General features: G+C 61.2%; 24 protein-coding genes and 1 pseudogene. 13 read left to right on the top strand and 12 right to left on the bottom strand.

What is annotated here, in order from left to right:
* Positions 1-119: 119 nt before the first annotated feature.
* From J2W17_RS09960 to J2W17_RS09935, 6 genes are all read left to right on the top strand, one after another.
* Positions 120-788 (top strand): ABC transporter ATP-binding protein, encoded by a 669-nt coding sequence (locus tag J2W17_RS09960; RefSeq protein WP_307333048.1) that lies wholly within the window; start codon positions 120-122, stop codon positions 786-788.
* 1 nt (position 789) lies between these two features.
* Positions 790-3,261, top strand: coding sequence for an ABC transporter permease (locus tag J2W17_RS09955; protein ID WP_307333341.1), 2,472 nt, complete (start codon positions 790-792; stop codon positions 3,259-3,261).
* Entirely contained in the window at positions 3,251-4,321 is a 1,071-nt protein-coding gene (locus J2W17_RS09950; protein WP_307333045.1) for a lipocalin-like domain-containing protein, read from the top strand. Before J2W17_RS09955 ends, J2W17_RS09950 begins: the two co-directional genes overlap by 11 nt.
* A 137-nt stretch (positions 4,322-4,458) precedes the next feature.
* Entirely contained in the window at positions 4,459-4,701 is a 243-nt protein-coding gene (locus J2W17_RS09945) for a hypothetical protein (RefSeq protein ID WP_307333043.1), read from the top strand.
* Positions 4,702-4,712: 11 nt separating this feature from the next.
* Positions 4,713-4,886, top strand: coding sequence for a hypothetical protein (locus J2W17_RS09940; RefSeq protein ID WP_307333041.1), 174 nt, complete (start codon positions 4,713-4,715; stop codon positions 4,884-4,886).
* Positions 4,887-5,689: 803 nt separating this feature from the next.
* Positions 5,690-6,367 carry a type 1 glutamine amidotransferase domain-containing protein gene (locus tag J2W17_RS09935; RefSeq protein ID WP_307333039.1) on the top strand — a complete coding sequence of 226 codons (678 nt, stop codon included), beginning with the start codon at positions 5,690-5,692 and terminating at the stop codon, positions 6,365-6,367.
* Between the two features lie 77 nt (positions 6,368-6,444).
* On the opposite strand, the gene J2W17_RS09930 is transcribed toward J2W17_RS09935, so the two are convergent.
* The gene (locus J2W17_RS09930) at positions 6,445-7,401 is read right to left on the bottom strand and encodes an alpha/beta fold hydrolase (protein WP_307333037.1); all 957 of its coding nucleotides are present in this window, start codon (positions 7,399-7,401) and stop codon (positions 6,445-6,447) included.
* Positions 7,402-7,651: 250 nt separating this feature from the next.
* Here J2W17_RS09930 and J2W17_RS09925 point away from each other — a divergent pair, with 250 nt between their 5' ends.
* Both J2W17_RS09925 and J2W17_RS09920 read left to right on the top strand, forming a co-directional pair.
* Positions 7,652-8,725: a diguanylate cyclase gene (locus tag J2W17_RS09925; RefSeq protein ID WP_307333035.1), complete on the top strand. Its 1,074-nt coding sequence runs from the start codon at positions 7,652-7,654 to the stop codon at positions 8,723-8,725.
* 222 nt (positions 8,726-8,947) lie between these two features.
* Positions 8,948-10,180 carry a M20/M25/M40 family metallo-hydrolase gene (locus J2W17_RS09920; RefSeq protein ID WP_307333033.1) on the top strand — a complete coding sequence of 411 codons (1,233 nt, stop codon included), beginning with the start codon at positions 8,948-8,950 and terminating at the stop codon, positions 10,178-10,180.
* 181 nt (positions 10,181-10,361) lie between these two features.
* Here the strand turns inward: J2W17_RS09920 and J2W17_RS09915 are convergent, their stop codons facing one another.
* From J2W17_RS09915 to J2W17_RS09900, 4 genes are all read right to left on the bottom strand, one after another.
* On the bottom strand, positions 10,362-11,231 hold the full coding sequence (locus tag J2W17_RS09915) for an isocitrate lyase/PEP mutase family protein (protein ID WP_307333031.1): 870 nt from the start codon (positions 11,229-11,231) through the stop codon (positions 10,362-10,364).
* Positions 11,232-11,493: 262 nt separating this feature from the next.
* Complete coding sequence (gene astA / locus J2W17_RS09910) at positions 11,494-12,528, bottom strand: arginine N-succinyltransferase (protein ID WP_307333029.1); 1,035 nt, start codon at positions 12,526-12,528, stop codon at positions 11,494-11,496.
* A 61-nt stretch (positions 12,529-12,589) separates the two neighbouring features.
* Positions 12,590-13,606 carry an arginine N-succinyltransferase gene (locus J2W17_RS09905; protein ID WP_307333027.1) on the bottom strand — a complete coding sequence of 339 codons (1,017 nt, stop codon included), beginning with the start codon at positions 13,604-13,606 and terminating at the stop codon, positions 12,590-12,592.
* Positions 13,607-13,724: 118 nt separating this feature from the next.
* Entirely contained in the window at positions 13,725-13,847 is a 123-nt protein-coding gene (locus J2W17_RS09900; RefSeq protein ID WP_307333025.1) for a hypothetical protein, read from the bottom strand.
* 326 nt (positions 13,848-14,173) lie between these two features.
* Between J2W17_RS09900 and J2W17_RS09895 the strand changes: the two genes are divergently transcribed.
* The 4 genes and pseudogenes from J2W17_RS09895 to J2W17_RS09880 all read left to right on the top strand — a co-directional run bounded on the left by J2W17_RS09895 (position 14,174) and on the right by J2W17_RS09880 (position 16,616).
* Positions 14,174-14,746, top strand: a complete 573-nt coding sequence (locus J2W17_RS09895) for a histidine phosphatase family protein (protein WP_307333023.1) — start codon at positions 14,174-14,176, stop codon at positions 14,744-14,746.
* Complete coding sequence (cobF, locus tag J2W17_RS09890) at positions 14,746-15,501, top strand: precorrin-6A synthase (deacetylating) (RefSeq protein WP_307333020.1); 756 nt, start codon at positions 14,746-14,748, stop codon at positions 15,499-15,501. Before J2W17_RS09895 ends, cobF begins: the two co-directional genes overlap by 1 nt.
* Positions 15,502-15,547: 46 nt before the next feature.
* Positions 15,548-15,793 (top strand): annotated as a pseudogene (locus J2W17_RS09885) (transporter substrate-binding domain-containing protein); the annotation flags it as partial.
* Between the two features lie 106 nt (positions 15,794-15,899).
* A complete protein-coding gene (locus J2W17_RS09880) occupies positions 15,900-16,616 on the top strand; it encodes an alpha/beta hydrolase (protein WP_307333017.1) in 717 nt (238 codons plus the stop codon).
* Positions 16,617-16,619: 3 nt separating this feature from the next.
* On the opposite strand, the gene J2W17_RS09875 is transcribed toward J2W17_RS09880, so the two are convergent.
* The 5 genes from J2W17_RS09875 to J2W17_RS09855 form a co-directional block, all read right to left on the bottom strand.
* Positions 16,620-17,207: a hypothetical protein gene (locus tag J2W17_RS09875; protein WP_307333015.1), complete on the bottom strand. Its 588-nt coding sequence runs from the start codon at positions 17,205-17,207 to the stop codon at positions 16,620-16,622.
* A 175-nt stretch (positions 17,208-17,382) separates the two neighbouring features.
* Complete coding sequence (locus J2W17_RS09870; protein ID WP_307333014.1) at positions 17,383-18,177, bottom strand: hypothetical protein; 795 nt, start codon at positions 18,175-18,177, stop codon at positions 17,383-17,385.
* Positions 18,178-18,504: 327 nt separating this feature from the next.
* Positions 18,505-19,686 carry an acetyl-CoA C-acetyltransferase gene (locus J2W17_RS09865; protein WP_307333012.1) on the bottom strand — a complete coding sequence of 394 codons (1,182 nt, stop codon included), beginning with the start codon at positions 19,684-19,686 and terminating at the stop codon, positions 18,505-18,507.
* Positions 19,687-19,697: 11 nt separating this feature from the next.
* A complete protein-coding gene (locus tag J2W17_RS09860) occupies positions 19,698-20,363 on the bottom strand; it encodes a CoA transferase subunit B (protein ID WP_010455523.1) in 666 nt (221 codons plus the stop codon).
* Between the two features lie 36 nt (positions 20,364-20,399).
* A complete protein-coding gene (locus J2W17_RS09855) occupies positions 20,400-21,098 on the bottom strand; it encodes a CoA transferase subunit A (RefSeq protein ID WP_307333009.1) in 699 nt (232 codons plus the stop codon).
* A 269-nt stretch (positions 21,099-21,367) separates the two neighbouring features.
* Here J2W17_RS09855 and J2W17_RS09850 point away from each other — a divergent pair, with 269 nt between their 5' ends.
* The gene (locus tag J2W17_RS09850; protein ID WP_307333007.1) at positions 21,368-22,270 is read left to right on the top strand and encodes a LysR family transcriptional regulator; all 903 of its coding nucleotides are present in this window, start codon (positions 21,368-21,370) and stop codon (positions 22,268-22,270) included.
* Between the two features lie 125 nt (positions 22,271-22,395).
* Here J2W17_RS09850 and J2W17_RS09845 read toward each other — a convergent pair whose 3' ends face one another.
* On the bottom strand, positions 22,396-23,238 hold the full coding sequence (locus tag J2W17_RS09845; protein WP_307333005.1) for an NAD-dependent protein deacetylase: 843 nt from the start codon (positions 23,236-23,238) through the stop codon (positions 22,396-22,398).
* Between the two features lie 262 nt (positions 23,239-23,500).
* Positions 23,501-24,547, bottom strand: a complete 1,047-nt coding sequence (locus J2W17_RS09840) for a class I SAM-dependent methyltransferase (RefSeq protein WP_307333003.1) — start codon at positions 24,545-24,547, stop codon at positions 23,501-23,503.
* Positions 24,548-24,714: the final 167 nt, after the last annotated feature.

The following is a 24,714-nucleotide window of genomic DNA, read 5'->3' as shown; positions in this document are numbered from 1 at the left end:
TTTTTCCTAGAGGTGTGTGGGATATATCGCCCTCTTCTCTGGCTTACCGGCGAAGAACGATAACGCGGCATCAGTGCCGTCCGCTATCCTAGCCTCACTGACCTCAACGAGCCTGCCCCATGCTGTCGGTCCAAGGCGTTTTCAAAAGCTACGTCACTCCCCAGGGTCGATTGCCCGTATTGCAAGGCGTCGACCTGACCTTGAAACCCGGCAGCAGCCTGGCGCTGATGGGCGAGTCGGGCAGCGGCAAAAGCACCTTGCTGCACTTGATCGCCGGGCTGGACAAGGTCGATCGCGGCAGCATCGTCAGCGGCGGGCATCGACTGGAGCAGATGAGCGAAGGCCAATTGGCGAACTGGCGGCGGACTGAAATCGGCCTGGTGTTCCAGCAGTTCAACCTGATCGGCAGCTTGCGGGTGGAGGACAACCTGGCGTTCCAGGCACGGCTGGCGGGGCGGCATGATCCGCGCTGGCAGGCGCACCTGGTACAGCGTCTGGGGTTGGCTGATCTGCTGCGACGTTATCCGGAGCAGTTGTCCGGCGGGCAGCAGCAGCGGGTGGCGCTGGGCCGGGCGCTGGCCTCGCAACCGAAACTGCTGCTGGCCGACGAACCCACCGGCAGCCTCGATGAAGCCACCAGCGACGAGGTGTTGAAGTTGCTGCTGGAACTGCTCGACGACAGCCCCACGACCTTGTTGATGGTCACCCACAGCCCTCGGGTCGCGGCGAGACTGGCAGAGAAAGTAGTGCTGCAAGGTGGCCGTCTGGCTGGCGCGGGCGAGCGCTGAGGTGCGGGTCCTCGGCGAAACCTTGCGGGCGCTGCTCAGCCATTGGCGGCAGCACCCGGTGCAATTCTTCAGCGTGTTGACCGGGCTCTGGCTCGCCACCAGTCTGCTGGCCGGTGTGCAGGCGCTGAACAGCCAGGCGCGGGACAGCTATGCCCGGGCCAGCCAGTTGATCGGCGGTGAACCCCAGGCCAGTCTCGGTACCCCCGGCGGCGCCACCTTTTCTCAACAAGTGTTTGTCGATCTGCGCCGTGCGGGCTGGCCGGTGTCCCCGGTGCTGCAAGGTCGGGTGATGCTCAAGGGGCATGAAGACCAGCGTCTGCAGTTGATGGGCATCGAGCCGGTGTCGCTGCCAGCCGGCTCCGCGGTGGCCGGGCAGGCACTGGCGATCGAGCAGATCGTCGAATTTTTCAGCCCGCCAGGCAGGACCTGGGTTTCGCCGCAGACCCTGCAGGCGTTGGGCTTGCGCGAGGGTGAACAGCCTGTGAGCCTGAGTGGCGCCGTGTTGCCGCCATTGCAGGCTGAAACCGATATGGCGCCGGGTATATTGCTGGTGGATATCGGCTTCGCCCAGCAGATCCTCGGCTTGCCGGATCAGCTGTCGCGCCTGCTGCTGCCCAAGGACTTCAGCGCGACGCTGCCCGATCAATTCGAAGGCCAGCTGCAGCTCAAGAGCAGCGGTGAAGAGAACAATCTTGCGCGCCTGACCGAGAGCTTTCACCTGAACCTCGATGCCCTGGGGTTCCTGTCATTCGTGGTCGGCCTGTTCATCGTACACGCCGCCATCGGCCTGGCGTTGGAGCAGCGCCGGGGATTGTTGCGAACCTTGCGCGCCTGCGGCGTCAGCGCGCGGATGTTGATTGCGTGCCTGACCGTTGAACTGGGTGGCCTGGCACTGATCGGCGGTCTCGCCGGCGTGGTCAGCGGCTACTTGCTGGCCAGCGTGCTGTTGCCGGATGTCGCCGCCAGTCTGCGCGGGCTGTATGGCGCCGAGGTGGCGGGGCAGTTGAGCCTCAGTCCGTGGTGGTGGCTCAGCGGTGTCGGCCTTAGCCTGCTCGGTGCCTTGCTGGCAGGTGCCAGCAGCCTGTGGCGGGCAGCGCGTCTGCCATTGCTGGCCCTGGCGGACCCGCAGGCCTGGCATCAGGCCCACGCGCGCTGGTTGCGACGCCAGGGTTGGGTGGCCGGGGCTGCCGCTGTGATTGCGCTGCTGGCGTTGCTGCGGGGCGACAGCCTGGCCAGCGGTTTCGTGCTGATGGCCGCGCTGTTGCTCGGTGCCGCGCTGGCGCTGCCGGTGGTGCTCAATAGCGTGCTGAGCCTGGTGTTGCAGCGCAGCCGCTCGGTGCTTGGCCAATGGTTTGTTGCCGATTGCCGACAGCAATTGCCGGCCCTGAGCCTGGCGCTGATGGCGCTGCTGTTGGCCCTGGCCGCCAACATCGGTGCCGGCAGCATGACCGCCGGTTTCCGCCAGACCTTCAGCGACTGGCTCGAACAACGGTTGACCGCCGAACTCTACCTCAATCCGCAAAACCCGGCGCAAGCCAGGGAGCTGCACACTTGGCTCAAACAACAGCCGCAGCTCACCGCGGTGCTGCCCAACTGGCAGGTGTCCGTCCAGTTGCAAGGTTGGCCGGCGGATGTCTTCGGCGTCATCGATCACCCGACCTACCGCCAGCACTGGCCGCTGCTGGAGGCGTTGGGCGACAAGCCGTGGGATCGCCTGGCCAGCGACGATACGTTGATGCTCAGCGAGCAATTGGCCCGGCGCTTGAAGGTGCGCCTTGGCGATCACCTGACGATACCGACACCGGGTGGACCCTGGTCGCCACAGATCGTCGGAATCTACGCCGACTACGGCAATCCCAAGGGCCACATTCTTGTCAACGCCGACCACCTGCTGCGCGGCTGGCCACAGCTGACCCCCAACCGCTTCAACCTGCGCATCGACCCGCCGTCGATCCCGGCATTCCTCACAACGCTGCAAGCGCGCTTCGATCTGGAAGACAGCCGCATTGTCGATCAGGCACGGCTCAAGGGCTGGTCCACGCAAGTCTTCGAACGCACCTTCGCCGCGACCGCTGCGCTCAACAGCCTGACCCTCTGCGTGGCGGGCGTGGCGTTGTTCATCAGCCTGCTGACCCAGAGCCAGAGTCGCCTGGGGCAGCTTGCACCGCTATGGGCATTGGGTGTGACGCGCCGGCAATTGATGCTGCTCAACCTCGGGCAAACCTGGCTGCTGGCGGTGCTGACGCTGGTGCTGGCGTTGCCGTTGGGCATCGCGCTGGCCTGGTGCCTGGATGCGGTGATCAACGTCCAGGCCTTCGGTTGGCGCCTGCCATTGCGGGTGTTTCCGCTGCAGTTGTTGCAGTTGATGGCGCTGGCGTTGCTCGCGACCTTGCTGGCGTCGGCGTGGCCGCTGTATTCGCTGTATCGCACGCAACCGGCGGATCTGTTGAGGACCTTTGCCCATGAGGATTAAGGTCGGTGTGTTGTTGCTGGCGTTGCTCGGCGGGTGCGATAACCCGGCGCCAGACGAGAAAGGTTTCGCGGGGCTGGGCAATCAGGCTGCCGCGTTCAAACCGGTGGTGCCGGGCAGGGCCTTCAGTTTCCCTGCGGATCACGGCCCACATGACGGTTTTCGCATCGAGTGGTGGTATGTCACCGCGAACCTCAAGGACCGACAGGGTAACGAGTTCGGTGCGCAATGGACGCTATTCCGCAGTGCCCTGAACGCTGCGCCCGAGCACGCTGGCTGGGGTAATCCGATCATCTGGTTGGGGCATGCCGCGGTGACGTCGGCAGCGGTGCACCACGCTGCCGAACGTTACGCCCGGGGTGGCGTCGGTCAAGCCGGGGTAAACCTGACACCGTTCAGTGCGTGGATCGACGATTGGTATTTCAGCAGTCAGGCCAGCGCTGACAACCCTCTGGCCGATCTGCAACTCAGCGCCCGGGGCAAGGCGTTCAACTACCAACTGCGGCTGACTTCTGCGCGTCCCTTGGTGTTGCAGGGCGACCAGGGCTTCAGCCAAAAGTCCGAACTGGGCCAGGCGTCCTACTATTACAGCCAGCCGTTTTTCCAGGCCAGCGGCACACTCGAACTCGATGGCAAGGTGTATCAGGTCAGCGGCCCGGCCTGGCTCGATCGCGAATGGAGCAGCCAGCCGCTGACCGCGAATCAAACGGGCTGGGACTGGTTTTCCCTGCACCTGGACAGCGGCGAACAGGTCATGCTGTACCGCATGCGGCATAAGGACGGCGAGCCGTACCTCACCGGCACCTGGATCGACGCCGAGGGGCAGGCGCAGTCACTGCACGCCACCGACATCCTCCTCACACCGCAGGACACGGCGAAAGTCGCCGGACGTTCCATGCCGGTGCGCTGGTCGATCAAGATTCCCGGCAAGCAACTCCACATCACCCTCGATGCGCTCAACCCCAAGGCCTGGATGGATTTGCGCATTCCCTATTGGGAAGGACCGGTGCAGTTGAGTGGCAGCCATGGCGGGCAGGGCTATCTGGAAATGACCGGCTATTAACTTCAAAAGATCGCGTTGCCCCGTTAGGCGCTGTTGAGCAAAGCGAGGCTGCGATCTCTTGATCTTCACCCAATCCCGTCGGAACTCCGAACGCTGGCCAACCCTCTACCGTACGAATGCCCAAGCTGGAGCCCGTCATGAGCGACGACCTGAAGCCGCCTGACCTTGCGTCGTGGCAGCGCCTGTTGGAAGACAAAGCCTACTGGCAGCAATCCCCTGATGCCCATTACGCCGAGCTGTTGCGAGTGGCCGATGATCTGCTGGGGCAGGGCGCCATTGACCTCCAACAGTGGCAGGCGTTGAAGGCCAGGGCCGATCAATCCCATAAGGACTCCCCTGGAATAAACGTCGCCCGTGAAGTCGACGATCCCGAAGCCTGAGGAGAATCATCATGAAGCACAAAGCGCCAGTGAACACGGAACACCCGGACGAGCCGCGGCCGCCCGGTGAAGTCGAACGGGACAACGACGCCCTGCGCCCCACCGATCCGGCTCGACGCAAGGGCAGTGGTAAAGGCACTGACAGCGGAGAATCTACCGCTCAGGAAACAGCGAATACGCCGTGATGATCAAGGTCAATGCTTGCCTGCACAGTACGGGAAGAGTTGAAGATCAGACGAAACTGAAGCACGGCTTATCATCAACATGCAGAAATGAGGTGTCGATAAGAAAACTGAGTATTGACTCTAAGTGATCCCGAATATTTTTTTAAGGGGTCGGTTCAGTGATCGAACTGGTGAGTTTAAGGTGCATTTAATTATATGTAGGGCGACATGTAAAAACATGTTTTGATAAATTTAATGTTGATATATCCGGACATATTCTTGAAGTTGCATTAAAATACCTCCCGTTCGCCCAGTGTTTGGCTCTTTACCAGTGCATGGAATGCCGAGGCTCTACACTGGGCGAACACCTTAACAGGTGCAAAATATTAAAAGTTACAGCATGAAAAAATGGACGGCCGTCATAGTCGTCCATTTTTACTGGATGATCATTTCTTCCGATTTTACAGATCAGTACATCCTCTGGCAGCACTAATGGATATGCCCTTTGTTTGGATAACGCACTGCAAAATATTCTGGCCGAACAACCGTATCCAAAGAATTCTACTGAAGAGTTTTGCGCAAGTGCGGTCGAACTTACAAGGCGTTGTGCAGTTTTTTGCATTCAACGGGGAAGTTGGTGCGAAGCGGCAAAATACGCTCTTTTGCTGCCAGGCCACTGCAAGGTCTTGCGCGGTTCAAGGCCATATGACATCACTCAAATCTCCCAAGCGACAAGTGAAACAAACTGACACAGGCAGAGGTCCATCACACAGGTCCCTGTGCGCGGTTCAGCGTGCGAAAACCCCTGGAACGGAGCGAACGACATGAAAATCCTGATGGTTCTGACATCCCATGATCAACTGGGCGACACCGGTAAGAAAACCGGCTTCTGGCTGGAGGAGTTCGCTGCACCGTATTACGTGTTCAAGGACGCCGGCGCTCAGTTGACGCTGGTCTCGCCCAAGGGCGGCCAGCCACCCCTGGACCCGAAAAGCGATGAACCGGATGCGCAAACCGCGTCCACCGAACGTTTTCGTAAAGACTCCGCCGCCCAGTCCGCCTTGGCCTCTACGGCGTTGTTAAGCAGTGTCAGGGCCGAAGATTACGACGCGGTGTTCTATCCGGGAGGCCACGGCCCGCTGTGGGATCTGGCTGAAGACCCGAATTCGATTGCGTTGATCGAGGCACTGCACCAGGCCGGGAAACCGGTCGCGGCCGTCTGCCATGCGCCAGGTGTGTTGCGTCACGTCAAGGATGTGGACGGCCAGCCGCTGGCCAAAGGCAAGCGCGTGACGGGCTTCAGCAACTCCGAGGAGGAGGCTGTGCAACTGACGAAGGTCGTGCCGTTTCTGGTGGAGGATGTGCTCAAGCAGCAGGGTGGTATTTATTCCAAGGGCGCTGATTGGGCAAGCTATGTGGTCACCGATGGCCTGTTGCTGACGGGGCAGAATCCGGCGTCTTCCGAGGGTACGGCCGAGGCTCTTTTGGCGGCGCTGAAGTAAGGTTGAAAGATCGCAGCCTTCAGCGGCGCCGACAAACGAAGAATCTTCCGAACTTCATTCTGCAAAGGACTGCTTGTTCAGTGCAGCCGCTGATCTTGTGGCGTTTCCGAGCGCTGGGATGCCAAAAACTCCCGATACAACCGCGCTGTGTTCGACGGTTCTTCAACCATGGGCATGTGGCCGATGCCCTCGAGGATCTCCACGCGCAGGTCGTCGATGCCCTTGCTCCAGACGGCCACGCTGCTGACGTCGATCAAGCGGTCCTTGCGCCCCCACACCAATAGCGCAGGGCACTTGATGTCGCGGAGGCGCGGTTCCATCGGCGCACTGGCGCGATAGTCCCGAAAGATTTCTTCCAGTTCATCGCAGCCCTGTTCGTAGCGCTGAGCAATGGCGTCCAGCACTACACCGGGAACCCAAGGCGGCTGGGCCATGGTCATGGCGTAGAAACGCTGGAACTCTTCCTTGGAATGGATCAGAAACGGGTTGTGCCCCTTGGTCAGATGCCGCTCCAGGTCACTGACCTCGGGGGCGGTGACACCGGCCGGGTCGATCAGGGCTACGGAGACAATGCGATCCGGATAAGTCGCCGCCAGCCACGCCGCCATGTAGCCGCCCATGGAATTGCCGATCACGTGGACCTTTTCGACCCCGCAGACGTCGAGCAACTGGATCATCCGCTTGGCCTGCAACGCAATGTCGTACCCGCCGCCCGCCTTGAAGCCGGTTTCGCCGTGACCGGCAATGTCGGGGATGATGACCCGATAACTGCCGACAAAGTGCCGGGCAAAGCGCAGCCAGATGTTCTTGTCGGCGCTGAAACCGTGGAGCATCAGTACACTGCTGGACGCCTCGTACGGTCCGCCTTGCCAGGTGGAGACGGTCATTTCCGTGATCGGCACAACGAGCTTGTGCAGGCGATACAGCTTGGCTTCTGCCGCCATGTTCAGGTCATACAGCCAGTGTCCGATGGCCGGGTAGCTCAACCAGCTCCAGGCCACGAAAACCGCGATTGCGACAACCAACAAAAGCATCAGCGTCTTCCTTCTATCTGATCAGGACAGGATGTGATCGGCAGGCGTCAACACTTTCAGTGTAGGTCCGTTCCGCTCAGGGGCGAACTTCGATGTGTTCAGGCCCGGCTTTTTGCAGGAGCGAGCTTGCTCCATACGGGATGCTATCCAGACCGCCAACCGGTGATGGCTATTTAACGTTACCCTGATAGACTTCCAGCACATCTGCAACCCCGTAGTGTTCAGGTTCCGTCAGCGGCATAGAGGCCCCATGGAAAAAACGGGAGGAAAAGGACTTTCACTGGCCAGGAGGCTTTATACATCGCGCACCCTGGGCCTGGCCCTTGGGTTGTTGTGCGTGGGCGCGGCGATGTATCCACTCGATCCGGCACCGTGGGTCTGGATGTTGATGCTGTTAAACGGCATTCTCTGGCCGCATGTGGCCTACCAATGGGCACGTCGGGCGAAGGTGCCCTTCCACGCCGAGCACCGCAATATCCTGATGGATGCCTTTCTCGGCGGGTTCTGGGTCGCCGCCATGCAGTTCAACCCGCTGCCCAGCGCGGCGACGCTGTCGATGATGGCGATGAATAATGTGGCGATCGGTGGCCTGCGTTTCCTGCTGGCGGGAACCGTCGCGCAGGTGCTGGGGGCCGGTATCGGCTGGTTGATCTTCAAGCCGCTGTTCATCCCGCAGACCACCCCGTTGCAGTTGTATGCCTGTCTACCGTTGCTGAGTCTCTATCCGTTGGCGCTGGGCTGGATCTGTTTCCGCCAGGCCACGACATTGGGCCGGCACAAGCGTGAATTGCTTGCCCTGAGCCGCACCGACAGCCTCACCGGCCTGCTCAATCACGGCGCCTGGAAGGATCAACTGGAGGTCGAATTCCAGCGCTGCCAACGCCAGCATAAGGGCGGGGCGGTGGCACTGATCGACATTGACCATTTCAAAACCATCAACGACACCTATGGCCATGTCGCCGGGGATATCGTGTTGCGCCAGCTGAGCAGAATGCTCAAACAGAACCTGCGGGCAGCCGACCTCGCCGGGCGTTACGGTGGCGATGAATTCTGCGTGATCCTTCCGGATCTGCCCCTCGCCAGCGCCGCCTCGGCCATGGATGCCCTGCGAGATCGCTTCGCCACGCTGGGCTATGAGCAGAACCCGGCGTTGAAAGTCAGCCTGAGTATCGGCCTGGCGGCCTTCAATCCGGCCCACACCGATGCGACCTTTTGGCTCAACGATGCCGATCGGGCGCTGTATGAGGCCAAGACGACGGGTCGCAACCGGGTCATCTGCTGCGGCGATGGCAGGCCTCGGCGCGAGTTGCTCGACCCGGTCTGAAGGCCTGCATGGGCCCCTGTAGGAGCGAGCTTGCTCGCGATGGACGTCCAGACAATGCGGGCATTCAGACTGCCCGCGTCATCGTTAACGTCCATCGCGAGCAAGCTCGCTCCTACAGGGGATCTGTGGTCATTCAGGTCCGTGTGCGTCGCATTTGGTATGGAGCCGTGCGTCTCAGTCAGGTAGGGTTTCAATCCCCCGACACGAAACAAGGATCGATTCATGATGCCCAATCTTCCTCGCTCCCTGCTCGCCACTTGCCTCGGCTTGACCCTCGCATTCGCCCCCCTGGCATTCGCCGAACCCCACAAACAGATCCTCGCCGATTCCGAACAGTACAAGGGCGAAGCCCTGAAACTGCTGGAGCGATTGGTGAACATCGATTCCGGTTCCGGTTATGAACCGGGCCTGACCCAGGTCAGCGACATCGCTATCGATGAGCTTAAAAAACTCGGCGCAACCATCGAACTCGTGCCGAACACCCCGGACAAAAGCAGCCATGTCCTGGCGACCCTCAAAGGCACCGGCAAGGCGAAAATCCTGTTGATGGCGCACATGGACACCGTATTCAAGGAAGGCTCAGCGGCCCAGCGGCCCTTCCACATCAAGGACGGCCGCGCCTACGGGCCGGGGGTGATGGATGACAAGGGCGGCATCGTCGCCGGCATCTATGCGCTGAAGGTCCTGAAAAACCTCGACTTCAAGGACTACGCCCAGATCACCTTCCTGCTCGACGCCAGCGAAGAAACCGGCTCGGACATCGCCACCGACCTGATCAAGAAAACCGCCAAGGCCCACGACGTGACCCTCAACCTCGAGCCGGGCCGTCCGGCGGATGGCCTGGTGGTGTGGCGCAAAGGCAGTGCTACCGCAGTGGTCGAAGTCAAAGGCAAGGCTGCCCACGCCGGTGTCGCGCCGGAGTTGGGGCGCAACGCCGCGATGGAAGCGGCGCACCAGATTCTGCAACTGGGCAAGCTGGGGGATGCGGAAAAGAAAACCACCATCAACTTCACTGTGATCAAGGCCGGCGACCGTACCAACGTGATCCCGGATCAGGCCACGGCCAGGGCCGACGTGCGGGCCGCGGTGCCGGAAGAGTTCGACCGGATCGAGAAGGACCTGGCGCGGGTGTCCAGGGACAAACTGATTGCCGAAACTGAAGTCACCACCACCCTTCAACGTGGTCTGCCGCCGATGCCGCAGACGGCGGAGTCGGATCGGTTGATGGCCATGGCCCAGGGGATCTACGGTGAAATCGGTCGCAAGTTGACGGAGGAGGGCAGTGGCGGGGCTGCGGATGCAAGTCTCTCGGCCGGTGTGGGCACGCCGACCCTGGATGGCTTCGGGATTGTCGGCGGCAATATTCATACGCCGGAGGAATACGCGGAAGTGGAGAGCGTGGCGCCGCGGATTTACCTGTTGTCGCGGATGATTATGGAGTTGGCGAAGAGGTAAGCGAAGCGCGGGGCAAGCCCGCGGATTTCGCGGTGTAGAGACTGGCCCCTTCGCGAGCAGGCTCGCTCCCACATTGGATCTTTGTCGTACACAACATTTGTATACGCAGGAGATTCAATGTGGGAGCGAGCCTGCTCGCGAAGGCGTCCGGATAGTCAATACAGCTTTACCTGTCGCACTGTCACTCCTTGACGCTCATGAACTCCTCAGCCCAGCGAATATATTCCTCAGGCTGAGTATAGGTATGCGTCAGCTCGGTCGCGCTCAGGTCCGAGGCCTGGGTAAAGATCTGCCGCTGTTCCCGCAAGCTGTCGTAAGTCGCCTTGATCGCAGCAAAGTACGCACCATGGCCATCGATGGTGACCCGCACCCCCAGTTCAGCCAGGCGCTTGTCATCGCGCAGCAGCGGATTGCCATAGGTGACCAGCATCAGCGGCACGCTCAGGTGCTCGGCAATCTGTTCCAGGTGGTCGAAATCCTTGACCCCCACCATGCAAATCCCGTCCGCACCGGCCTGTTGGTACTGCCGGGTGCGGCTGATGATTTCCTGGATCGGCAGGATACCTGCGTTGGTGCGGGCGATGATCGCCAGCTCGGCATCGACCCGGGCTTCCAGCGCCGCGCGAATCTTGCCGACACCTTCGGCGACCGTGATCAGGTCGGTTGATTTTCGGCCGAATTGCGCCGGCAGCAGGGTGTCTTCGATGGTCAGCGCGGCCACGCCGGCGCGCTCGAGTTCGACGATGGTGCGCATCACGTTGAGCGCGTTACCGTAGCCGTGATCGGCGTCGGCAATGACCGGCAATTGGGCTACGCGGCCGATACGGGTGGCCTGCTCGGCGAACTCGCTAAGGGTGATCAAGGCAAAATCGGGGGCGCCCAGCACCTGCAACGACGCAACCGAACCGCCGAGGATCCCCACTTCAAACCCCAGGTCGGCGGCAATGCGCGCCGACATCGGGTCGAAGACCGACGCAGTGTGATAACAGGCATTGGAAGCGAACAGCTGGCGAAAGTTACGCCGCAAATCTTGATGAGAAAGCCTGGACATATGAGTTCCACCAATGGAATGGAAGGGCTTGAGCAAAAGTGTCAACGCCGAAAAAACGAAAGGCTATCACGCTCGAGAGGGAGAAATGATGACGAATTGGCAAGTAGTCCGGAATGACGCCGATTCTGTGGCGAGGGGACTTGCTCCCGCTCGGCTGCTAAGCGGCCGCAAAAATCTTCCGGCCGCTGCGCGACCCAGCGGGAGCAAGCTCCCTCGCCACAGTGCCAGTGATGCCGGTGTCAGTGTCGGTGCTGGCACCCGATCACGCCGCCACCGCCTGCGGTTGTCGATCGAGCAGCGGCACGGCGCGCACCGAGTCGCCGGGTTGCAGTTGCAGGCGCTTGGCGGTCAGGCGGTCGACGATCAGGCTGTTGCCTGCCTGCCGCGCGCGCGCGCTGGTGATGCGACAGTTTTCCAGGCGGCGGTTGTGGATCAGCCATACCGGTGCATCGTCGTCAGGCGTGCCGATGGCCAGCACTAATGGCTGGCTGTCGCGCACGGTGCGAATGTTCGAAATCGGTGCCTCGATGACTGGGCCGGCGTCGAAAATGTCGATATAGCCCTTATGGGCGAAGCCTTCTGCGGTGAGGGTCTTCATCGCCTGCTCGGTGTTCGGATGGGCTTTGCCGATCACCGCCCGGGCCTGTTCGGTCAGCAGGCAGGTGTAGAGCGGCTGACGTGGCATCAGCTCGGCAATGAATGATTTGTTGCCCAGCCCGGACAAGTGATCGGCATGGCTGAACTCCATCTTGAAGAAGTGCCGGCCCAGGCTGTCCCAGAACGGTGAACTGCCTTGTTCGTCGGCGCTGCCACGGAGTTCGGCGATCAGTTTGTCGCCGAACAGGTGCGCAAACTCGGCGACGAACAACAGGCGCCCCAATGACAACAATCGACCATTGTTGCCCTGGCGTTGATCGGGATGCAGGAACAGCGAGCAGAGCTCCGATTGCCCGGTCATTTCATTATTCAGGAACAAGGTCGGGATCTGCCGCTGGATACCCAGGTCCGGCGATGAACTGACCGTGAGCCCGACCCGGTAGTTGTACCAGGGCTCACGCAGGCCGACGGCGCCTGTCAGGGCGCTGACACCCACCACTTGTTGATCGTCATCTTCGAGCACGAACAGGTAGTCGGCATCGGCGCGCTCGACCTGCTCGGCAAAGGTGCGCTGGGCCCAGCGCACCCGGTGGGCCAGGCGCTCCTCGCTGGCAGGCAGGGAGGTGAAGCCGGGGCCGGCCTGCCGCACCAGGGCCAGCAAGGCGGGCAGGTCGGTGACGTTGACCGGGCGGACAATCATGATGCAGTTCCTTGTTCACGCCTGTCCGGACGCTGTCGTCGGGCACGGGGTCGTAGGCTGCTCACAGTACGATCAGCCGGATCGGGTTGCCTTGCGTCACCTTCAGCGCCGCGCACATCCGGGGACTCAAGGCCACCGGTTGTCCCGGCCTGTAGTCCAGGTCGGCGACGATTGCACGATAGTCCTCGAGTGAATCGTTGCTCACCAGATAGCTGCCACGGGCGTCGATGGCCAGGCCCGATTGCGCGACACCGACCTGGCTCTGCGCAATCGAGCGAATGTTCGAGGTGCGCGCATACAGCGTCGGGCCGCCGTCGAACAGGTCGACGTAGCTGTTGGTCTGGAATCCTTCGCGCTCGAGGATATCGAAGGCGTCTTGGCCATCGGGGTGGACGCGGCCGATGCAATCCTGCGCGACCTGGGGCAGCATCGGCACATAGATCGGGTATTGCGGCATCAGTTCGGCGAGAAAAGTCCTGCTTTCCAGTCCGCAGAGCCGCTCGGCCTCGGCATAGGGCAAATCGAAAAAATGCTTGCCCACCGCATTCCAGAATGGCGACTCGCCTTCATCGTCGCTGTAGCCGACGATCTCGGTAATCACCGCGTCGGCAAACCGCTGCGAATGGGCGGCAATGAACAATAGCCGCGCCCTTGACAGCAACTCGGATGCCGGTGCGCGGACCAGCGCCGCGTCTATATGAAAGCACCGCAGCAAGGTGTGGCCACTGAGGTCGTGGCATAACGAGAGCGCGGGTACGCCATGCTCGATGTTCAGCTCCCGGGAGGCGCTGGTGAAGTGCCGGTTGCGCAGGCTGTAGAACGGTTCGCTGAAGCCGGCCGTGGCGAGGATTTCCGAACAGCCGGCCAAACGACCGGTCGACGGATCCTCCAGCACGAAGAAGTAATTCTCCGGGCCATTGCGCTGAACGTCTTTGGCGAATGAGACGCTGGAATCGAGAATCTTGCGGCGCAAGCGTTCGGTGTCGTCCGGCAAGGACGTGACACCCACCATGCTTTCGCGGGCAAGTCGCTGCAACTGGGGCAGATCGGTTAACTCCACTGGGCGTAAGACCAGCATGGATGCACTCCTGTATCAATGGGTTCGGCGGTTGGCACCGAACCTGACCATCACTGTCGGTTCCACGCATTGAATGGGCGATCGTCTGCATGACTGTCAGACGTCACACTTCTTTTTATCAGTCGTTGGTGGGGTAGCGCTGCACCGTGCCGGCGAGCGGTTTTTTGTTGAAATAGCCGTTGAGCTTGCAACTGAGCGCAGGGGAGTCGAGGCGGTCATTGTTGTCGTTGAGAGGGGGCATCCGGGCTCCTGCTGGATGGGTGGTAAGGTTCAATTGCTGATCCGGGAAAGCAGTATTTATTTATCTTCCGCTCCCTGTCTAGTTAATTTTTCACGGTGTTTCCAGGCCTGAAAAACAGGGCGAAATGCCCGTATGCCGGGGGCTACGGCGATGTCGACTGATCTTGTAGGCCATCGCCTATAAAGGTATCGGAGATAGCCGATTTTCGAGCCGGACACTGTGTGCAATCACTGAAACGAAACGCGCCCGATTGCGCAACTTGCGGCACAATTACCCGATTATCGACGGTGTGAAGCTGTCTTTTCCTTTCAACAGAGTGATGATTCGTGCAGTCGACCCGTTTAACGCTGATGTGCCACGCTAGAACCGTCGCACAGAAATTTGGGCGTTTTCCTACAGATGAGCCGCTAGAGATGGCCGGGCAACTGGCGATGGATTCCCGTCGCGCGCGGTTCAGTGGCACGCCGCGTCTACTCTGCGGCCCCGAACTGCGAACCCGGCAAACTGCCGGGTTGTTCGGCCGCGACATGGAGGTGGTCCCGGCGCTGAGGGACTGTGATTTCGGACGCTGGAAAGGCAGGCGGATCGACGATTTGCAAAAATCCGAACCGCAAATGCTTCAGGCATGGCTCGACGACCCTGATTCAGCCCCCCATGGCGGCGAATCGGTGACGCAACTCGGCGAACGGGTGGCCGCCTGGCTGACGACACTCGAAGCGACGCCGGGGCACATCGTTGCCATCACTCACCCGTTTGTCATTCGCGCCGCGCTGACTCAAACGCTGCACGCCGCGGCGTTCAATCTGATCGATGTCGAGCCGCTGTCAGCCATCGAGCTACGGTTCAACGGTTGCTGGCGCTTGCGTTTAACCGGCACGGAACTTGAGGAAACATATTGATGAAGAAACTTCTGGTCATCGGCATCGGTGCCGGCAACCCCGACTACATCACGATGCAAGCGGTGAAAGCGCTGAACCTGGTCGATGTGTTTTTCCTCATGGACAAGGGCCAGAGCAAAGACAAACTGATCGACCTGCGCCGGGAGATCTGCGATCGCTACATCACCGATCGCGCTTATCGCTTCGTCCAAGCCCAGAGCCCGGAGCGTGAGCGGGGTGATGTGGACTACAAGACCAGCGTGGATGACCTGAACCTTGCCAAGCAACTGACCTTTGAACGGTTGATCAATGAGGAAATGACCGACGAGCAGTGCGCCGGTTTTCTGGTGTGGGGCGACCCGGCGTTGTATGACAGCACCATAAGGATCCTGCAGGCGATTCTGGCCTCGGGGCGTTGCGTGTTCGAGTTCGAAGTGATCCCCGGCATCACCAGCGTCCAGGCCCTGGCGGCTCGACACAAGGTGCCGCTGAATCGCATCGGCCGCTCGATTGAAATCACCACCGGCCGCAGGCTTGCGGCGGGGCAGGTGAGCGATGCCGACAGCCTGGTGGTGATGCTCGATGCTGAAGATTCCTACCATCAGGTGGCGGATCAGGACACGGAGATTTACTGGGGCGCCTACCTGGGAACGCCGGATGAGATTCTCGTCCGCGGCAAACTTGGGGAGGTGGCGGATGAGATCGAGCGCGTGCGCAAGGCGGCGCGGCTGGCCAATGGGTGGATCATGGATACCTATTTGCTGCGCAAGCCTTGAGGGCATCGGTGTCTGGGCTGGCGCCGACTACGATTTTTCCATAAGGATGATGGCCGACTCGGTCAACCTCGACGAAGGCTTCCTGAAAACCGACGCGGGCAAGGGCTTCGCGTTTGTCGGCCCGAGCTATAAAGACGCCAAGTACTTCGGCGGCGGTGCCGGTATCGCCGTGCGCAAGGGCGATAAAGAGCTGGCGGACAAGTTCAACACCGCCATCACCGAAATCCGCGCCAATGGCAAGTACAAGCAAGTGCAGGACAAATACTTCGACTTCGACGTTTACGGCCATTGATCAGCGAAGATGGCCCAGGCGGCGATGCCGATCCCCGGGCCATCATCGACTTCCCGTTTCACAGTGTTAGGCTCTAGCCGAATCCTGCACCTGTGAAGGAAGGTTTATGCTGAAGTTTTTTGCCCTGCTGACGCTGCTGGCATCCGCCGCTGTCCACGCTCAATCCCCGCTGCAAACCGATCTGCCGCTCAACTACCTGGAGCAGACCCACGCCGAATCCCGCGATCGACCCCTGGTGATTTTCCTCCACGGTTACGGCAGTAACGAACATGACCTGTTCGACATCAAGGAAGAATTGCCCGCGCAATACAACTACCTGTCGGTGCGGGCACCGATGGTGATGGAGGAGGGTAGTTACAAGTGGTTTCGCGAAAAAGGCACCGGTGCCTATAACGGCGAAACCGATGATCTGAAGTCCAGCGCGCAGAGGCTGCAGGATTTCATCGCACAGGCGGCGAACAAATATCACACCCAACCAGACAAGGTGTTCCTGGTGGGCTTCAGCCAGGGGGCAATCATGTCCTACGAGATGGCGCTGCGTCAGCCCGAGGCGGTAGGCGGCATTGCGGCGTTGAGCGGACGGATTCTGCCGGTGCTCAAGTCCGAGCTCAAACCTGATGAAAAACGCCGGTCGCTGGCGATTTTCATCGGTCATGGCACGGCTGACAAACGCCTGCCGTACAACGATGGCACTGACGCTGACAAGCTGTTGCAGAGCCTGTCACTCAAGCCTGAGTTCCATGCCTACCCGGGTGTCGGTCATAGCATCAGCGCTACGGAAATGCAGGATTTGAGCGCCTGGTTGCAGCGTCTCAATCCCTGATGGTTACTTGCCCGCGACGATCTGTTTGACCAGCGCCTCGTGGCCGGCATTGTCGCTGAGGCGGGAAATCACCTGAACGATCGCCATGCGCTTGCTGGACGCGGCCATCAGCGTGGTGTCGAGGGTTTTGCCGCCGCCTTGGGTGGCGGTGCTGTCGATCTGCCGCAGGCCCAGGCCCGTGCCTTTCTGGGTCAGGCTTTTCTCGCTGAGTTTGGTGAAGTCCGGCAGCGCGGCAGCTTGCTCGGTGGCGAAATTGGACACGGCGGAGTCGAGGAACTGACCGTCGTTGTCCTTGACGGTGACGCCGCCGGGAATGGTGTTTTCAGCCGCAATCACCACGGTTTTGGTGGTGTTGTTGGTGTACATGGTGCCCGTTGCCCCGGCGGTACCGGTCGCCGCGTCACCGGCGGGCAACGGGGTGGCGATAAAGCCCTTGGGCAAGGTGAACTTGAACTTGCCGCCCAGCATCGACACTTTCTGTACCGGCGCCTTGTCGCTGGCCGGCGCCTTGGCGGCCTGTGCATTCAACGCGACGAAGCCGGCGACCGCCATCAGCAACAGGACGACGGTTTTTTTACTCAACAATGACATTCAGAATCTCCAGGGATGCTCGCGCTTTGGCGGGCGATGATCCCACAGAGTCCGGTGCACTCACACTGTGCCGTGCATCGCCGGGGATGGATTACGACAACTGGTTCCGCTGCGGACCGGTCGGTTATTTCAACTCGTCGGGCAAGCGACCTTCGACCGCCAGCCGGAAGAACAGCTAGCGCCGGATTACCGGCCCTCCAACCTCGGGCACAGGTTTCGCCGGCTTTGCCAGCAGGCGTTTGGTGACCCCGAGCATGGCCACGGACACCGCGACGCCGAGCCCGAACCCGCTCAGGCCCATGCTGGGCAAGGTCAATGCCAGGACCAGGCAGAACGCGGCAAACGAATACATCCCGGTCGCGGTGGCCCGCAGCAAGGCCGCAGTAAAGGCCGGTCCACGGGTTTGCTGGGAGAACACCGCCATCACGCTGCCCAGGACCGGGAACACCGCGAGCAGGCCACTCCAGCGTTCACCGACGGTGCTGGCCAGCAGCGTGACGGCCAGGGTCAGCAGGGCGCCGGCCATCATGCGCAACAGTAGTTTGTCGGACTTCGGTGCCGGGCCGGCAACGACGGGCTGCACCTTGGGGAACAACCAGGGCGCGGCCAGCAAGGCGATCGCGGCGGCGATCACCGACAACGTCAACGACGGCGGGATCAAAGACAGCGTCACGGCCGCGCAAGCCCAGACCGCCAGCGAAATAACCAGCGCCCACGGCCATCCCGTGCGTTGGGCGACCTGGGCATAGGTCACGCAGAAGGCAATCATGGCGAACATCGCCGACAACGCTGCGGTCGCCGATTGAGCGGCGAACACCTGGCCTTGCTCGATGGCGAGGAAAAACAGGATCGGCCCGACCACCACCGGCAAACCCGATAGCCAGCCCGCGACGCTAGGTCCCCAACGTTTGCCCGCGAGGGAAATCAGCAAGAGAAACCCGGGAATTACCAGCAGTTTGAGCAACAGCACGCACGCATCTCCGACCTGAGGGAGAAGTAACGTTAGCATCGTCGAGGAAGGATTGCTTTATATATGGGGCAATATTGTATACAAGACAGGATATTAAAAGGGCTTGATATCACCACGGTCACCTGTAGGAGCTGGCTTGCCAGCGAAGGCGGAGTGTCAGGCAACATCAATGTAGCTGACCCATGGCCTTCGCTGGCAAGCCAGCTCCTACAGGGTACGGGTTGACAGCCCGGTAATGGGGAGACCCGGTGCGACGTGAGTCGCACCGGGGGTGTTGCCAGGCTGCGACGGTTCTTCGTGGGCCCCCGACGCAGTCTGTTGAACGCTTTACGCCCGCTCGATCGCCAGGGCCACGCCCTGGCCACCGCCGATGCACAGGGTGGCGAGGCCTTTCTTGGCGTCACGCTTGATCATTTCATGCAGCAAGGTCACCAGCACCCGGCAACCCGAGGCTCCGATCGGGTGACCGAGGGCGATGGCGCCACCGTTGACGTTGACCTTGTCCAGGTCCCACTCCAGGTCCTTGGCCACCGCCAGGGATTGCGCGGCAAACGCTTCGTTGGCCTCAACCAGCTCAAGCTGATCGATCGACCAGCCGGCCTTGTCCAGGCAACGGCGGGTGGCCGAGACCGGGCCGATGCCCATGATGGCCGGGTCGACACCCGCGTTGGCGTAGGCGGCGATTTTCGCCAGCACCGGCAAACCCAGGGCCTTGGCTTTTTCCGCGCTCATCAGGATTACGGCGGCGGCGCCGTCGTTCAGGGACGAGGCGTTACCGGCAGTCACCGAACCCTCCTTCTTGAAGGCGGCCTTGAGCTTGCCCAGGGCTTCGGCGGTGGTGCCGGCCCTTGGCTGTTCATCGGTGGCGAAGGACAGCGGATCGCCCTTGCGCTGCGGAATCAGGATCGGCGTGATCTCTTCGGCAAAACGCCCGGCTTCGATGGCTGCCGTGGCTTTCTGCTGCGAAGCCGCGGCGAAGGCGTCCTGTTGTTCGCGGGTCAGGTTGTACTTTTGCGCCAGGTTCTCGGCGGTGATGCCCATGTGGTAATCGTTGAACGCATCCCAAAGCCCGTCGCTGATCATGGTGTCGACGATTTGTGCGTGACCCATGCGCAGACCGGTGCGAGCGCCGGGCATGACGTAGTTGGACAGGCTCATGTTTTCCTGGCCGCCGGCGATGATCACGTCGGCATCGCCGCAGCGAATGGCCTGGGTGGCCAAATGCAGGGCTTTCAGGCCCGAACCGCAGACCTTGTTCAGGGTCATCGCCGGCACGGTAAACGGCAGGCCGGCTTTGATAGCGGACTGGCGCGCAGGGTTCTGTCCGGCGCCGGCGGTCAAGACCTGGCCCATGATCACTTCATCGACTTCGGCAACGTCCAGACCGGTTTGCGCCAGCAACTGACGGATCACCGCAGCCCCGAGATCAACCGCGGACACGTTGGCCAGGGCGCCCTGGAAACTGCCGATGGCGGTACGGGTGGCGGCGACAATGACGACTTCTTGCATGGAAAGATTCCTCACTGGGCAGCGAACTGCATTTCCGGGACGTGATCGGGCACGATCAGTTTGCCGGCGGTCTTGGCGACGATTTCCTCGACGCTGACGCCCGGCGCGCGTTCCTTGAGAATGAACGCGCCGTTTTCGATTTCAAGATAGGCCAGGTCGGTCAGGACACGCTTGATGCAACCGGCGCCGGTCAGCGGCAGGCTGCATTTGGACAGGAGCTTGGATTCTCCGTCCTTGGACGCGTGGGTCATGATGACGATGATGTTGTCTGCGCCGGCCACCAGGTCCATGGCGCCGCCCATGCCCTTGACCAGCTTGCCCGGGATCATCCACGAGGCAATGTTGCCTTGCACGTCCACTTCAAAGGCACCGAGCACGGTCAGGTCGACATGACCGCCGCGAATCATCGCGAAGGACTCGGCCGAGGAAAAGATCGAAGCGCCGATACGCGCGGTCACGGTTTGCTTGCCGGCGTTGATCATGTCGGCATCGATGGTTTCTTCCGTAGGAAAGGGACCCATGCCGAGCAGGCCGTTTTCCGACTGCAGCATGACTTCCATGCCTTCAGGGATGTAGTTGGCGACCAGGGTCGGAATGCCGATGCCCAGGTTCACGTAGAAGCCGTCCTGCATTTCGCGGGCGACGCGTTGAGCCATTTGTTCGCGGGAAAGTGCCATTGTTGTTATTCCTTCATTCGGTCCGGGGGCAGGGGATCACTTACGCACGGTGCGCTGTTCGATGCGCTTTTCGAACGTGCCGCAAATGACCCGGTCGACGTAGATGCCAGGGGTGTGGATCTGCGCCGGGTCCAGCTCGCCGGGTTCGACGATTTCTTCGACTTCGACCACGGTGATCTTCCCGGCAGTGGCGGCCAGCGGGTTGAAGTTCTGAGCGGTGTGGCGATAGATCACGTTGCCGAAATGGTCGGCTTTCCAGCCTTTGACGATGGCGAAGTCACCGGTGATGGATTCTTCCATCAGGTACTGGCGACCGTGGAATTCACGCACTTCCTTGCCTTCGGCGACCGGGGTGCCGACGCCGGTGGCAGTGAAGAACGCGGGGATGCCGGCACCGCCCGCGCGCATTTTTTCAGCGAGGGTGCCTTGGGGGGTCAGGACGACTTCGATTTCGCCTTTGAGCAGTTGGTCTTCGAACAGTTTGTTCTCACCGACGTAGGAGGCCACCACTTTGCGGATCTGTCGGTCTTCCAGCAGCACGCCGAGGCCGAAACCGTCGACGCCACAGTTGTTGGAAACCACCGTGAGGTCACGGGTGCCCTTGCGCTTGATCTCGGCGATCAGGTTTTCCGGGATGCCGCAGAGGCCGAAGCCGCCGGCGATCACGGTCATGCCGTCTTCAAGACCTGCCAACGCTTGCTCGTAGGAACTGACGCGCTTGTCGAAACCTGCCATATGCACCTCTTTTATTCTTTATGGGCGGCTGGCTAGCCGAATGGAATGGAGTGTCTCGCTGCTGGATTGATTTGTTAAGTTGATTTTTAAGGTAGATTGATAGATAAAACTCACTAATCTGTAGGGGCTGGCTTGTCGGATCGTCGCACCGCAGCAAAGGCGGCCAGTTGAACGCCGCCGAACCAGTGAAGGACCGCGGAGGGCTCTCGGGCCCCTTCGCTGGCAAGCCGGCTCCTACAGGGAATGCGTTCACGTTGGAGACAGTGTTCATGACAGTCAAGCAGATCCGTGCCTTCCTGGCTGTGGCCCAGAGCCTGAGCTTTGCCGTGGCCTGCGAGCGTTTGCACCTGTCGCAGTCGGCGTTGAGCCTGACCATCAAGGCGCTGGAGGAGGGCCTGGGCGGGCGTTTGTTCACCCGCAACACGCGCAATGTGGCACTGACCCCGGAAGGCGAGTCGCTGGTGCCGCTGGCACGGCGCCTGATAGCCGACTGGGACAATGCCGAGGATGAGCTACGCCAGCGTTTCACCCTGCAGCGCGGTCGCGTGACCCTGGCCGCCATGCCTTCGTTTGCCGGCAACCTGCTGCCACCGATCCTCAAGACGTTCCGCGCGCGGTATCCCAAGGTCAACGTCACCGTGAACGACGTGATCAACGAGCAAGTGCTGGAAATGGTGCGGGACCGGCAGGTGGAATTGGGGGTGGCGTTTGAGCCAATGCAGAGTTCGTCGCTGGAATTCACGCCGTTGTACATGGACAGGTTTGTGGCAGTGGTGCCGCACGATTCTGCGCTGGCGGAACTGGGTGACATCGACTGGCAGACCTTGCTCAAGGAGCCGTTCATTACCTTGCAGCGACCGTCGACGGTGCGGGTGATGCTGGAAGAACACTTGCAGGCCCGGGGCATGAAATTGCCGGTGGAGTTCGAAAGCCACCAGTTGGCGACGGTCGGAAGGATGGTCGCCAGCGGGTTGGGCGTGAGCGCGGTGCCGGCGCTGTGCGCGGGGCAGATGCGCGAACTGGGGGCGCGGTGCATTACCTTGCGCGATCCGGTGGTAGAGCGGGCGATCGGAGTGTTGACCAAGCCTGGGGGGGAACTGTCGGCGGCGGCGCAGGCGTTGTTCGATATTCTCAAAGAAGAAAACCTCGGCGAGCAGGTTTCCGTGAGCTGATCACAGTCCCCTGTAGGAGCGAGCCTGCTCGCGATGGACTCAAGGACAACGCGTTCAACCAGAAGGGACGCGTTATCGTTAACGTCCTTCGCGAGCAAGCTCGCTCCTACAGGGTTTTGGGTCAATCAGGATGAGAGGTGTTGAGCCAATAACGGCAGCAACCGCTCGCACGACGCTTCTATCTTCAAATCCAAAATGTCATCCGCCCGGGTCTTGCCCAGGTTGATCGCCATCAACGGCTTGCCCTGATCCGCTACCGCCCGACACAACCGAAACGCCGAATACGCCATCAGCGAAGACCCGACCACCAGCAATCCAGCTGCCTTTTCGACCGCCGCCATGGCCTTGGCCGCCGTTACCTGCGCTACATTCTCGCCAAAGAACACCACATCCGGCTTCATCCGCTCTCCCGCGCAGTGCGGGCAATGGGGCACCCGAAAGCGCGCCTCGAACGCCGCGTCGAGCAGGGTGTCGCCATCGGGTGCCTGCACGGCGTCCACCCCGGCCAGGTAAGGATTCTGTGCTTCCATCAATTGCTGGATCGAATCCCGTTCGCTGCGCTGGCCACAGTCCAGGCACAGCACCCGTTGCAGGCTGCCGTGGAGTTCGATCACGTCGTGGCTGCCAGCCTGGTCGTGCAAGGTGTCGACGTTCTGGGTAATCAGCCCGATGATCTGCCGGGTGCCCTGCAGGCTGGCCAAGGCGTCGTGGGCCTCGTTCGGCCGGGCCTGGCGCACCCGTGGCCAGCCGAGCATTGCCCGCGCCCAGTAGCGACGCCGGGGTTCGGGGGCCGAGAGGAATTCCTGATACATCATCGGTGACCGGCCACGCCGCACACCTTGATTGTCGCGGTAATCCGGAATGCCCGACGGGGTGCTGATGCCGGCACCGGTCAGGACAACAAACGGTCGATCGGTCATCAGCTGCTGGAGCCGGTCGAGTTGTTCGCCGATGAGGCTGTCGAGCATGTTCAACACTCCGCAGGGCCTTGATTGTTTGCAGGGTAGCATTTACGGATCACCCGGACAGGTAGTCTGCGGGTATGGGACAACATAGCGCGGTCCAATGCAGGCGCTGCGGTGCGGCGATCCGACTTGCCGGCGAAAGCGGCCTCACATCCGGCATCGATGTCGGCTGACCCGCAGCCTTCGCCGGCAAGCCGGCTCCTACAGGTTCTTGCGTTTCCCACCATTTAGCGGTTAACACTCAGCCCTCAGCTGTCAACGGTAGCTATTTACGCGCCTCCAGAATCAGGTTGAACGGCGTTTCCGTCGCCCGCCGGAACGTCTTGAAGCCCGCCTCGGTAAAGACCTTGCGCAACCGTGCCTCGCCGGCCTGGGCACCAAGCCCGAGCCCGACTTCCTGGGACAGCGAATTCGGGGTACAGATGAAGGTCGAGGCGGCGTAGAACAAGCGGCCAACCGGGGTGATGTTGTCGTCGAGCGAGTCGTTGGCGAACGGTTCCACCAGCAGTACCGTGCCATCCGGTTTCAGCGACTCATAGGCATGCCGCGCCGCGCCCACGGGATCGCCCATGTCATGCAGGCAGTCGAAGTAGCAGACCAGGTCGTAGTCATCCCCGGGATAGCTTTTTGCGGTGCCCTGGAAGAACCGCGCACGTCCCGACACGCCGCCTTCTTCCGCGCGCTGGGTGGACACGGTGACGGAGGGCGCGTGGTAGTCGAAACCGACGAACCGCGAATTCGGGAACGCCTGGGCCATGATCACGGTGGAAGCGCCGTGGCCGCAACCGATGTCCGCCACTTTGGCGCCCGCTTCCAGTTTGGCGACCACGCCTTCAAGTGCCGGCAACCATTCGGCGATCAGATGTGCTTTATAGCCTGGCCGGAAGAACCGCTCGGTGCCGCTGAACATGCAGGGATGGTGATCACCCCAGGCGAGGGCGCCATTGCCGCGCATGGCGTTGACCAGTTTGTCCTTGTCATGGAAAAACGACGCGACTACCCCGATACCGCCCGCCACATAGACCGGCGAGTCCTCGTTCGCCAGCGCCAGGGCTTGCTCTTCGGGCAGGCTGAACTGGCCGTCGCGGTGTTCCATATAGCCGGAGGCGGCGTGGGCACTGAGCCATTCACGGAGCAAGCGAGTGTTGCAGCCGGTCTTTTCGGCGAGTGCTTCAGGGGTGATCGGCTGGCTGTCGGCCATGGCCCGGTACAGTCCGAGTTCTTCGCCGAGGATGACATTGGCCAGCATCGCCGCGCCGCCCATGTCGTTCACCAGTTTACCCATGAAATCATTAAGTCGGGCCTCGTCCATCATGTGTGCTCCTGTGGTGGATCACGGTCCAGAGGCGAGGTTTTTTCGAGGCGTTCAGCCCTGGGCGGTGGTCGTGTGAATGATCAGGACATGTGTACGTCCTGCGTGCATTAAGTTTAGTCCGGGAGCCGTGCACTGCTGACCGGAGCGACGAAAGTCCCCTGTGA

The sequence above is a fragment of the Pseudomonas lini genome (assembly GCF_030812475.1).
In the GTDB taxonomy this organism is placed as follows: Bacteria; Pseudomonadota; Gammaproteobacteria; order Pseudomonadales; family Pseudomonadaceae; genus Aquipseudomonas; species Aquipseudomonas lini_A.
Note: the sequence above shows the minus strand (reverse complement) of the source record. Positions and strands in the feature narration are given on the sequence as shown.